This window comes from Natrarchaeobius halalkaliphilus (assembly GCF_003841485.1).
Lineage (GTDB): Archaea > Halobacteriota > Halobacteria > Halobacteriales > Natrialbaceae > Natrarchaeobius > Natrarchaeobius halalkaliphilus.
The window spans coordinates 77270-88993 of record NZ_REFY01000007.1; the positions used below are offsets into that span (position 1 = coordinate 77270).

Consider the following 11724-nt stretch of genomic DNA (forward strand, 5'->3'; position numbering starts at 1 on the left):
ACAAATTATTTATGCTTCCACCCGAATCATCAACTGTATCATGGAAGCTGCTGGACTACTAGTGCCGATGTTCCGTCGGCAGATGGAACACTGTCAAGTGAACGAAGACGAAGCCGTCGCGGTCGTTACCGACGTTAAAAGCAATCGCGAACACGTCGCCGCGAGCTTTGCAGCGGCCCAGGATATCGGGGCCGAGGTCTTCGAAGTACAGATTCCGGAGTACGGACGCAACTCCGTCGGTGCCGAAGTCTCCGCCGGCCAGGGTGGCAGCCTTCGACTCCCCCGCGGACCCGTCGAAGCGTGCAAGAGCGCCGACATGGTGTTCGACTTTACCCTCGAGGGATTCATCCACGTCCCGGAACGGGGCGAGATCCGCGATGCCGGTACCCGTATCCTTCGCGTCGGTGCACGCGAGCCGTTCGTGCTCCGTCGGTTGATGCCCTGGGAGCCCGAAGAGGCCCGGGCCGTCAAAGAGAAGGTACAGGCACACCGTGATCTGCTCGAATCGGCCGACGAAATGCGGGTCACCTCCGAGTACGGCACCGACGTGACGATGGAAGTGAGCCCGGAGACGGCGTTCGACTCCTACGGATTCGTCGACGAGCCCGGCAAGTGGGACGTCTGGGGCCAGAACATGGTCTCGAACTATCCGACGAACGTCAACGGAACGGTCGTCATCGCCGCCGGCGACTACAACGTCGTCCCGTTCAGTGATTACATCGATTCGTCGATCGAGTGCGTCGTCGAGGACGGCTTCATCGAGGAGATCAACGGCGACGGCGGCGACGCCGAGTTGATGCGTGGCCACATGGAAAGTTACAACGATCGAGACGTCTTCGCCACGAGTCACTTCGGCTGGGGACTCAACGAAAACGGAACGTTCTACAACATGGCGATCAAGGACCGGAAGCCCGACGAGACAGGCGTGAGCGCGAGCGAAGGCCGCGTCTGGGAAGGGAACATGCTCTGGAGTACGGGGCCGAACACCCACCAGGACCGATATACGAACTGTCACTACGACATCGCACAGAAGAACTGTAGCGTCTATCTCGATGGCGAACCGGTCGTCCTCGAAGGCGATCTCGTCGAGTAAGACAGTCCCGTCAGTTCGAAGATCGAGCCGTATTCGAAACCTCGTTTCTCAAGTTACGCCGTATCGACGCCGTCGGTGACGAACTCGAGCGCTCGGCCCGAGACGTTACCGATACCGCGGACGTTCCGTCCGAGATCTGCACGAACGATCGTTCCCGTCATCGGCCTCGAGTTCTCCTCGGAGGCCAACAGGACGTATGCCCCAGTGTAATCGGCCGGCGTCGGAACGATTCCGGCGGGATGAACCGACGGATCGAACTCCGACTCGTCGAGAACGCCTCCCTCCTCGCGCTCGAGAGATTCGATTCCCGAGAGGTTCGTCGGCACGTAGCCGGGTGCGACCGCGTTGACGCTGACCGACGGAGAGAGTTCGAACGCGAGCTGGCGAACGATACCGGCGATCGCGTGTTTGGACGGAACGTAAAGCGAGCCGCCGCCGTCCGGCTCGAAGCTCGCGCCCGAGGCAGTGAACACCATTCGACCGTTCGTTTCGACAAGTTCGGGCAGTGCAGCTTTCGCACCGAGGAGATAGCCCAGAACGTTGATCTCGAAGAGATCACGGAAACTGTCGGCAATTGCCTCGTCATCATCGGGCAACTCCGCGATCGTGACGTTGTCGTCGAAGACACCGGCGTTGCCGACGAACACGTCGAGTTTTCCGAACGCGTCGACCGTCCGTTCGACGGCGTCCTCGTTATCCGAGAGTCGCGTCACGTCCCCCGTGCTCGTGACGACTGAATCACCGAACTCGTCGGAGAGATCCGCCAGACCGTCCGCTGAGACGTCGAGTATGCCGACGGACGCACCTTCCTCAACGAATCGTCGAACGACGGCACGTCCGAGACCGGACGCACCACCGGTTACCAGTACAACACGATTGTCGAGCCAACTCATACGAAATTCATGGGCGGTCGACCGGAAATATCTTCCTGTCGGTGTTCGACGACGAATATAATTGCGGTGATACGTACTCGAAGAGATATTTCTAAGTGCCTTGGCTCCAACAGGGTGGTACAATGGCAACCGCGGTAATCCTCTGGAAACGACGGACGGCGCCGACCGATCGAAACGGCACCCACAGACGATGCCAGTAACGATCGACGTCTTTCTGCTTTCGATCCTGGCAGCCGCTCTCTGGGGATTGAATCCGGTGTTCATGAAAAAAGGGCTCGAGCGGGATGGTAACGCAATTCTCGCGTCAGTCGTCGCGGCCACGGTGAGTTTCGGTCTCTTCGTGACGATCGCAACCGTCGTCTACGGACCGTCGGAGTCGTATCTGGGCGTATCACGGACGGGAGCCGCCATCTTCCTCTTCGGCGGCGTTATCGGCAGTTCGCTCGGCCGACTCGTCGTCTACGCCGGCGTCGACAGGGTCGGCGTGAGCGTCAACACGGCGATTTTGAACACTCGGCCGCTGTTCGCCGCGATTTTGGCCGTTGGGCTGCTCGGAGAACCGATTACCGGATGGCTCGGTCTGGGTATCCTCGTGATCGTGGTCGGGGTCGTTCTCGTGTCGCTGTCTCGCGGCGGCGATATTCGCGGCTGGAAGTGGTACGAGCTCGCGTTTCCGCTGTTTGCTGCGATCGCGTACGGGGCGGGAAACGTCGTTCGACGGTACGGATTCACCGCGACGGATACGGACGTTCTCTCGGCGTTCGTTCTCAACGAGTTCGCAGCGCTCGGAATCCTGATGGGCTACGCGCTCGTCCGACACGGACGGAAACTGTTCGTCGTGTCTCGGCGGACGTACGCTCTCTTCGCCGCAGGTGGCCTTCTGTCGAGTCTCGCACTGCTGTCGCTGTTTACCGCCCTCAGTCGTGGTCCGGTGATCGTCGTCGATCCACTCGCTGGAACGTCGCCGCTGTTCGCCGCGCTGTTTACCGTGATCTTTCTCAAGCGCGTCGAGCGGGTGACTCGCGGTGTCGTCATCGGTGCAGCCGTCATCATCCTCGGCGTCGTTTTCATCACGCTCGGATGATCGATAGAATCCGAGCCAGACATGAAGGTGATTCGATAATATCCACAACTTAGATAAAGCTGCGCGCGATTGTTCCTAGTATGGCACAGAACAGGTCAGGAGGCACGGGAGGGAGTCGCTCCTCCATCGATTCGAAACTCGAGCGAATGGCCGACGCGCTCGAGGAGGGCGAAGCACTCCTTGAGATCCTTCACGACGACGAGGTGTTCGAACGGGAACTCGAGGAGATTTTCGCCAAAAGCTGGGTCTACATCGGCCACGAATCGGAGATTCCGGAAGAAGGCGACTATCGACAGCGGAGCATCGGAAAGGACCCGTTCATCTTCGTCAGGGACGAAAACGGCGAGGTCCAGGTGCTCTGGGATAGCTGTCGACACCGCGGCACGAAGCTCTGTCGAGCCGAAAAGGGGAACACGACGCACTTTCGGTGTCCGTACCACGGCTGGACGTACCGAAACACGGGAGAACTCGTCGGCGTTCCCCAGAAGGGCAACGGCTTTCCGGACCTCGACATGGAGGAGAAGGGGCTCCACGGAGCACCAAACGTCGAGAGCTACAACGGTCTCGTCTTCGCCTCGCTCGACCCGGACGCACCGGACCTAGAGACCTACCTCGGCCCGTCGGCGTGGTACCTGGATCTGTACTTCAAGCTGGCCGATATGGAAGTGATCGGAGATCCACACCGCTGGGAGATCGATACGGACTGGAAGACGCCGTCCGAAAACTTCTACGGCGACAACTACCACGTCCCGATGGGCCACAAGTCAGCGATCGACGTGGGTATCGGAAGCGCGACGGCGAAAGGCGAAAAGGAATCCGAACTGTACGCGATTTCGGACGTCGGCGGCCACGCGTTCAGCATTTACCAGATACCCGGGGAAGACTTCTTCTGGGGACACCCTCCCGAAGTAACCGAAACGTTCCACCCGGAACGACTCACCGACGAACAGTATCAGATCGCGCGACAGTCCGGCGTCTCGCTCGGAACCATCTTCCCGAACCTCTCGTTTATCTACCTCGGTGGCTCGGACGATCCCGAAAAAGACACCGTCGGGACGTTCTGTCTGCGTCAGTGGCAGCCCATCGAACCCGGAAAGATGGAGGCCTGGAACTGGATTATGGCTCCCAAAGACGCACCACAGGAGTACAAAGATCGAGTCTACGAGGTCGGCGTCGGAACGTTCAGCCTCTCGGGCAACTTCGAGGTCGACGACATCGGGATCTGGGACGGCATTCCCGAAGCGGCCGACAGCGTCTTTGCAGAACAGGTAAACGCGACCACGGTCTTCTCGATGGGACGTGGCGAAGACACACTGGCCGAAGTAGACGACTCGTGGCCCGGTCCAGGGACGGTTTACAGGGAAGGCGGAATGACGGACGAGAACCAACTCGAGTTCTACCGAAAATGGCACCAGACCATCAGCGAGGCCCACTAATATGTGGGACATAGACGCACGCTCGGTTCGCGAATCGTGTGAGAAGTTCCTCTACACGGAAGCGCAGCTGCTCGACGACCGGGATCTACTCGAGTGGCACGAAACCATCATTACCGACGACATCGAGTACCGAATCCCGATCCGAACGACCAAAGAACGCTCCGCTGAAACGGAGTTCAGCGACGAGTCGTTTCACATGATCGAGGACTGGGGGTCGTTGAAGGTGCGAGTCGAGCGGATGGAAAACGACTTCGCGTGGTCTGAAGATCCACCCTCACGGAATCGACGGTTCGTCTCGAACGTCCGGGTAACCGACGAGAATCCGGAGAATGCGGAGGTGTCGATCAGAAGTAATCTCCTGATCCATCGGCTCCGGGCCAGCGATACCGATCCCGATCTGCTCTCGGCCGAACGTCGCGATACGTTGCGACGGGTGGACGGATCGTGGCAGCTGACGGAGCGAACAGTGTTGCTCGATCACACCGTCATCGGTACGCCGTCGCTTTCGATCATCCTATGACGAACCAGTACTACCCGACCACCGACGTCGACCGCATCGTCGTCGAGACGGGAGACACGCGCGTCGACGTGACGAAAGTCCGGACACCGACCGGAGAACGGATCCAGATCGAACACGACGATCTGGGTCAGATCCGTCTCGATGCGGTCGAACTCGAGGCGCTGACCTGGCAGGACGAAGCGTTCTTCGCGGATCTCGTCGACGGCGAGTACGACTACCGCAACGTCGATCCCCGTCCGAAATCTGCCGCCGATCTCCAGGTCAGCAACGAATACGCTCTCGCACGGCTTCGCGGAAGCGACGACGGTGCGGGCGTGTCCCTTACCGCACCGAAGATGGGGTACGGAATCGGCATCGACGCCCGCGTCCTTGCAGCCGTTGTCACCAGACCGAAGACGTTCTTTTCCGAACTGTTGCGAACGCCGTACGGTCCGGACGATGACGACGATGTCCACGTCTTTTAGGAGCTCGTGATCGGCGTTCGGTTCAAAATCGTAATAATCGAAATGTCTTTTGCAAATAACTTCCGAGGAGGTGATCATCCACGGCGTGGCGAAACTGAGTTTTTTAGAGATTTCTCGAAGAGTCGACGATCGAGGGTGCTCGAGGATCTTTCAGATCTGTTCGAGCAGGCCGAGATCGATGAGCCAACCGGGGAAGGGGAGATAAATGCCAAGTTAGTGCGCACATTTACGCGTGTATTAACAGATATGTGATAGGAAGTATCCAGGATGAACAGAATCCACGTTTCTGAATTCTGCTCGAGAACCCGTTTAAACAGCGTACAGACGTTCTCTTTTGACTGATCCTTAGCAAGCGTAAAGACACTCTCACCGTTGAATGTGTAGCAACCGATCGCTAGTTCGTCAAGCCCCATCAACTGTCATTCGAGAGTTTGATCGTCAACGAATCACAGTCAATGCGAGTTGTCGGTTACAACCTAGGGGATGAGCACTAGTCTATTCGAGCAGCCTCTGTTTCTTCTTTCATCTTCTGTAGATAATACGCATAATTAGTCCCACCAGTTCCCGTTGTATCGCCGGTTTCTTCACGAATGTACTGACTTATTTGTCTAAAATGAACTTTTCTGAACGTTATAAGGTTTGTTATGCAATTATTATACGCCCTACGTAATTCGTCTGAACCTTGTTTTGCTACGTATTCTTTGATGTCAGGTCCGGTATCGAGTTCCGTAATGGTATTACGATGAAACGGTGGCATATAGCTCCGCATGTCGTCAAGCTTCTCTATCATCTTGGTCGCGTCATGTTTAATACCAAGTGTGGCGTCTATCGATGGCAGAATGGAACTTTGTGCACCAGATCCTCCTCGAAGCGATTGTGGTGTTCCCTCTAGCTCGTTAACACCTTCAAATATGATTTCGTCAAACCCGTAGTAATACGGCCGATACTCATTTGCAAATACCGATGTATCGTTTCCTTCGGTCATTCGCTGCATGATTGAGGTTTGTTCAACGAGGGACTCCTCAATTGTATGTAATTTTCTCAGTAGTAATTCAGGATCATCCTCACGAACGGCCTGTTGGGCGGTTGAGCACGCAGTTATTGCGGGGCCAGCGGCGGCTTCAATTGCGACGTGAATAATTACAAACCAGCGTTCATCGTCGTGGTGTGTGAAACTCTGAATTAGGTCCAAGTTCTCAACCGATAAGTCACCATCAGGATCTTTTCGTTGGAAGTTATGAAGACAGAGAAGGTCGTATGAGAGAATGGGTTTCCTCCCGATCTCCTCTGACGTTTCATAGAGCGGAATCGCCATTCCAGCTGGGAGTACAGAATCGTCTTCTCCAATTAGTTGACCGTAGTTTACGTATGCACTTGCAAAAAAACCACTCAGCTGACATAGACGGATCATCTCTCGGTCGTTGAGCTTATCTAATAACCCAGCTGGTGGTTTCTCGAGAGATCGAAGAACAGGTCTCACTTCACCAGATTCGATAAGATCGGGGAGGTTGTCCCCGACCTGGTCCAACCGCTGTAGATACTCACTCGTCATAGAATCGTATTGATCAGTATTAAACGAAGTTAGTGGATCAGGCGTTGGTAAGAACCCACGCTGGTTGTCAATGCTTTCATCCAGTTTTGCTTCAGCCATGTCAATAGGATCCGCATCCCAAAGCAAGTTAATATTTTCTGGATAAGTGAATACGGTACTGGGTATTACTATCGATGCTTCTCCAATTCTATGCGCTAATGTACGTTGTCGTAGTACAACTTTTGCCGTCTGATTTGGATTGGCTGTTAACTCCTTGTTCAGAAGTGAAACACAAGAGCCATGTGTTACTATTAACCAGTAGTCTATGAAGTGTTAATAACCAAAAGTGGATCCGCATGAGAAATATACCGCATTTGCCGTATAAGTGGGACGTTTATTGGACCGATTCAGCGTACTTTTCGATCCGATCGAACCCGAGCTCAAGCCGATCGAGGCTGTTCGCAAAACTAATCCGAATATAATCATCGAGTCCCGGACCAAACCCAGTTCCAGGAACAGTTACGACGCCGTGTTCTTCGAGCAGCTGCTTGGAGATCGTAGTACTATTTCTCTCGAGCTCTCCACAATCAAGGAAAGCGTAAAATGCTCCTTCGGGTTCTGGGCAGACGACTCCGGGAAGCGATTCAACTCGTTCGACAACATAGTCGCGCCGTTCGCTTAGTGAAGAGAAAATCGATTGGACCGGTTCTTGATCTCCCGTTAACGCTGCGACGGCAGCCTGCTGAGATGGGGCAGGTGCACACGCAATTATACTTTCGTGAAACTCCAATGCGGCATCAATAATCTCACTATCGGCTGCGAACCAGCCGACACGCCATCCAGTCATTGCATAGGGTTTCGAACAGGATCCAACCGTAATTACATGCTCTGGGTATGCTGTGTTCGCGGCTATCGGGGTTGACTCCTGGTTGTAGATAATGTCTTTGTACACCTCATCAGCGATGACGTATGCATCATGGTTAGCAGCGGCTTTGACAACCTCTGCCGTCGCAGATGAATCGAGCACTTGACCGGTTGGGTTCGACGGGGTAGCAAGAAGAACTGCAGCAGTATCATCAGTTATTTTATCGGTCAGCAGTTCGATATCGAGCGAGAAACCTCGTTCTTCATCTAGGGGGACGTTTGTTATTTCTCCACCAGCCATAATTGCCTGAATTTGATAGTTCGGCCAAGAAGGAGTCGGTATAATCACCTCGTCACCGGGGTCAACAACAGTCAAACATGCCAATGCGAGCGCCTCGACAGCGCCAGCCGTGACGATGATTTCTGACTCGGGATCATATTCTGAGTCGAGATCCGTAGCGATGGCAGTACGCAGTTCAGGAATGCCAGCGCTCGTGGTATAGTGGGTTGCACCGTTTCGTAGTGCTTTCGCTGCTGAGTCGATGATATGTTCCGGTGTGTCGAAATCGGGCTCTCCTATCTCTAAGTGAACGAGGTCTCTATCACTATGCTGACGGGCGAGGTCGAACATTTCCCGAATCGGTGATCGAGTTACTCGCTTAGTACGGTTCGCTACCGGTAAGCTACCATCTTGACACATATTGTAAGGATCACAGAGAACCGACATATACCTTATGGTCGAGTGAGTTGTTGTCTTGATCTCGTTTCGAATGGTTCCTCGTTCACGATCTGTCGCACGAAACGACCGTAACTCATAGGGATTATTGTAGCCAACCGCAGAGTTTGACGCCCGTCCGTCGACGCTGTGTCTCAGTACGTTGAGGGAGAAACTCTGAACTCCTACGATAATCCCTATCACTACGTCACTTCGGAGCGACACGCTCTACTCGTAGCAATCCAAATCGACTTCTCAGCTTGTCTCCAGTATCACCGAATTCATCGATAACACCCAACAAAATTCTCATGTCGAGTTAACAGGTATATGGGCTTTTACAGGTACGTGAATGGATGGTTCGTCGATTTGTTCCGCCGAGTATCTCCCAATCTCACAGCCCCAATGATTCACGTGATACGCTGTATTGGTCGACTCAATTCCACCGCCGATCGTATCGTCTCTGGATGCCATGCCACATTTCGGGGGTCCTGAGTAACCGTAGCGCCTACGAGTGGAACTGAAGGCGACTCCGTTACTGCAATTCGAATCTCACCTACTGTCAGCGCTTGAGCAATCAGTATATATACTCCTGTGGGTATCTAACTCTCTAACTCTGCACCCTTGATAGGTACTTGTCTGCCACAATACGACAGATGTCGTAGTAGTACTTTAGTTATTGCCGATAATAGGTTGGCCATGAACTACACCTGTCCCCGTTGTACCGAGCAACGTGAGCTACGAGAGTATATCACCAACTGTTCCGTTTGTGGTTTCGTGCCAAATCAAGGATCTGATTGAGGAGGAACAATAACGACCATTCTCGACATTCAACGTACCGAAACCGTCCTGTATAACCAATTACAACAGTACAGCGTCGAGATCGTACTTTGGCGTTTGTCAGCTACAAACATAGTGTGTCGTGCTCGGTAAACGAAGAACAGCTACTACCAGGTAGACTGGTATCGATCAGAGCTTTGAACCACGGAATGAGTATTACGAATAGTATAGAACCATACATAGTTACGGTGAAAAGATAGAGAAGAAACTAATAGCTGGATGTTTTGTTAATTGCAAACACACTCTCCGGGAAGCACACGAAACACAAAAATAGACAATAGTATGTGTGTAAAATATGGTCAGCATCTGTGCGTCTGACGTTCTCCAAGCTACCGTGATATAAGTTATCTCCCCACTTGTTTGGCAATTGCAAACACATACAGAGTCACAACGAAAGTGAGATAGATTACCGATTCCGGCACGATCGTAGGGCCCGCAGATACGAGGAGAAACAGGGATAGCAAGCCCGTGTGAAAGCGTGGGAACTTCCAGTAAATTTTTCAGCTCATCACAGATGAAGTTCAAAAACAGAGAAAGAAAAATCGCTCAAACGGTGCCCAGAGCTTTCGTGCATTCCACCCAATAGTTAAGCAAGAGCCGGTATCAATCAGTACCGTTTTAGATATCAGTGGTGTAGACAAGTAGATTTATATAGGATGTGAGTATAATGCTCTGGTATGGTACGCGATGGTTCACCACAGACGTTTGGACAGTTTGGGGGACGGTATGCGCCAGACGAACTAGAAGAAGTACTCGAGGATTTGGCTACAGAGTACGACCACCTGAAAGACGACGAAGAGTTCCGAGAGGAACTTGACGAGCTTCTACGCAATTTCGCTGGTCGCCCGACACCACTTTACCATGCATCATCGCTCTCAGAGGAGTACGGTGCAACCATTTACTTCAAACGAGAAGATCTCGTTCACGGAGGGGCTCACAAACTCAACAATGCACTTGGGCAGGCACTACTCGCAAAACATGCAGGAAAAGAGCGGCTGATTGCTGAAACGGGCGCCGGCCAGCACGGTACAGCGACATCATTTGTAGGCGCACACACGGGCCTTGAAACGGAAATCTATCAAGGCAAAAAGGATGCCGAGCGACAGCGGATGAACGTCTTCCGAATGGAGCAGATGGGTGCCACGGTAAATAAAGTAACACGGGGTGGTTCTGGGCTTGCAGACGCGGTGGATGCGGCCATGGAGGATCTAATCAAAAATAACGAAAATACCCACTACTTGGTCGGGTCGGTCGTCGGTCCGGATCCGTGGCCACGTATGGTCCGTGATTTTCAATCAGTGATCGGTGAAGAAGCACGTGAACAAATTTTGGAGCAAGAAGGTAAGTTACCGGACGCCGCTGTTGCCTGCGTTGGTGGTGGGTCAAACGCAATCGGATTGTTCCACCCATTTTTCGATGACAGCGAGGTCGACTTCTACGGCGCAGAGGCTGCTGGAAAAGGTCTCGATACCAACCAACATGCTGCACCACTATCCGAAGGAAAAGAAGAAGTGTATCAGGGGATGCGAACGCGAGTGATCGATGACGACGTCGAGGTCCACTCAATCGCGGCCGGCCTCGATTATCCCGGCGTTGGACCAGAACACGCAAATTATCAAGAGCTTGATCGGTGTTCCTATCGGGGAATCGTAGACGAGGACGCACTCCAGGCGTTCCAAGACCTCTGTAAGTACGAAGGGATCGTGCCTGCGCTTGAGTCGAGTCACGCCGTTGCACTCGCAAAAGAGTTAGCCGCTGAGATGGACGAGGACGATGTTCTCCTCGTGAATCTGAGCGGACGGGGTGACAAAGACGTCGAAAAGATTGCCGAGGAGTATCTGCAAGACTAATACGTTATAGAGGACGTATTGAATCACTACTTGACTTTGCACCTTCTGCTGGTGAAGTGCGTAGAGATAGCATGAGCCGCTAATTTTCCCGTTACATCGTTCTTGTTGTGGGCAGCAACAAGAGACCGTTCAGGACATCTCGAACAATGTTCTCCCGGTAAAAACGAACGGATCCTAAGCACTGAGAACATTTCCTAGTATACCAACTAAAATAAAGGAAGATTCACCAAAGAATGGTTGGGGCTGTTTAGCTAGGCCAACGATACGAAATAGAACAGTAACAGTGCCGTCATCATTGACGGCATCTTCACGCACGAGATTGCCACACAAATCACGAATGCCGGGAAATTATGCGACCACACCGTCCTGGCTACATCTGGAAACAAAATCTTATACGCGCTCTACGCCGACGAGAAAACGACGTATTCACTCGGCTT

Annotated in this window: 9 protein-coding genes; 6 read left to right on the forward strand and 3 right to left on the reverse strand. The window is 53.3% G+C overall.

The window, feature by feature from the left end; translation table 11 throughout:
- Positions 1–40 precede the first annotated feature (40 nt).
- Complete coding sequence (locus EA462_RS16060) at positions 41–1093, forward strand: hypothetical protein (RefSeq protein WP_243641454.1); 1053 nt, start codon at positions 41–43, stop codon at positions 1091–1093.
- Positions 1094–1146: 53 nt separating this feature from the next.
- Here the strand turns inward: EA462_RS16060 and EA462_RS16065 are convergent, their stop codons facing one another.
- Positions 1147–1986: an SDR family NAD(P)-dependent oxidoreductase gene (locus tag EA462_RS16065; protein WP_124179593.1), complete on the reverse strand. Its 840-nt coding sequence runs from the start codon at positions 1984–1986 to the stop codon at positions 1147–1149.
- Positions 1987–2176: 190 nt separating this feature from the next.
- Here EA462_RS16065 and EA462_RS16070 point away from each other — a divergent pair, with 190 nt between their 5' ends.
- From EA462_RS16070 to EA462_RS16085, 4 genes are all read left to right on the forward strand, one after another.
- Positions 2177–3070 (forward strand): DMT family transporter, encoded by an 894-nt coding sequence (locus tag EA462_RS16070; RefSeq protein ID WP_124179594.1) that lies wholly within the window; start codon positions 2177–2179, stop codon positions 3068–3070.
- An 80-nt stretch (positions 3071–3150) separates the two neighbouring features.
- Positions 3151–4506 carry an aromatic ring-hydroxylating oxygenase subunit alpha gene (locus EA462_RS16075; protein ID WP_243641455.1) on the forward strand — a complete coding sequence of 452 codons (1356 nt, stop codon included), beginning with the start codon at positions 3151–3153 and terminating at the stop codon, positions 4504–4506.
- Position 4507: 1 nt separating this feature from the next.
- Positions 4508–5026: an aromatic-ring-hydroxylating dioxygenase subunit beta gene (locus EA462_RS16080; protein ID WP_124179595.1), complete on the forward strand. Its 519-nt coding sequence runs from the start codon at positions 4508–4510 to the stop codon at positions 5024–5026.
- On the forward strand, positions 5023–5490 hold the full coding sequence (locus EA462_RS16085) for a hypothetical protein (protein ID WP_124179596.1): 468 nt from the start codon (positions 5023–5025) through the stop codon (positions 5488–5490). The genes EA462_RS16080 and EA462_RS16085 overlap by 4 nt, the downstream gene beginning before the upstream one ends.
- Before the next feature lie 490 nt (positions 5491–5980).
- On the opposite strand, the gene EA462_RS16090 is transcribed toward EA462_RS16085, so the two are convergent.
- Both EA462_RS16090 and EA462_RS16095 read right to left on the reverse strand, forming a co-directional pair.
- The gene (locus tag EA462_RS16090) at positions 5981–7141 is read right to left on the reverse strand and encodes an indoleamine 2,3-dioxygenase (RefSeq protein ID WP_124179597.1); all 1161 of its coding nucleotides are present in this window, start codon (positions 7139–7141) and stop codon (positions 5981–5983) included.
- Between the two features lie 274 nt (positions 7142–7415).
- Entirely contained in the window at positions 7416–8516 is a 1101-nt protein-coding gene (locus tag EA462_RS16095; RefSeq protein WP_124179598.1) for a pyridoxal phosphate-dependent aminotransferase, read from the reverse strand.
- Positions 8517–10114: 1598 nt separating this feature from the next.
- On the opposite strand from EA462_RS16095, the gene trpB reads away from it, so the two are divergent.
- Positions 10115–11287: a tryptophan synthase subunit beta gene (gene trpB, locus EA462_RS16100; protein WP_124179599.1), complete on the forward strand. Its 1173-nt coding sequence runs from the start codon at positions 10115–10117 to the stop codon at positions 11285–11287.
- Positions 11288–11724 lie beyond the last annotated feature (437 nt).

Coding starts and splice junctions, on each gene's coding strand:
- EA462_RS16060 (WP_243641454.1), top strand. CDS start 41: ATGGAAGCTGCTGGACTACTAGTGCCGATGTTCCGTCGGCAGATGGAA.
- EA462_RS16065 (WP_124179593.1), bottom strand. CDS start 1,986: ATGAGTTGGCTCGACAATCGTGTTGTACTGGTAACCGGTGGTGCGTCC.
- EA462_RS16070 (WP_124179594.1), top strand. CDS start 2,177: ATGCCAGTAACGATCGACGTCTTTCTGCTTTCGATCCTGGCAGCCGCT.
- EA462_RS16075 (WP_243641455.1), top strand. CDS start 3,151: ATGGCACAGAACAGGTCAGGAGGCACGGGAGGGAGTCGCTCCTCCATC.
- EA462_RS16080 (WP_124179595.1), top strand. CDS start 4,508: ATGTGGGACATAGACGCACGCTCGGTTCGCGAATCGTGTGAGAAGTTC.
- EA462_RS16085 (WP_124179596.1), top strand. CDS start 5,023: ATGACGAACCAGTACTACCCGACCACCGACGTCGACCGCATCGTCGTC.
- EA462_RS16090 (WP_124179597.1), bottom strand. CDS start 7,141: ATGGCTGAAGCAAAACTGGATGAAAGCATTGACAACCAGCGTGGGTTC.
- EA462_RS16095 (WP_124179598.1), bottom strand. CDS start 8,516: ATGTTCGACCTCGCCCGTCAGCATAGTGATAGAGACCTCGTTCACTTA.
- trpB (WP_124179599.1), top strand. CDS start 10,115: ATGGTACGCGATGGTTCACCACAGACGTTTGGACAGTTTGGGGGACGG.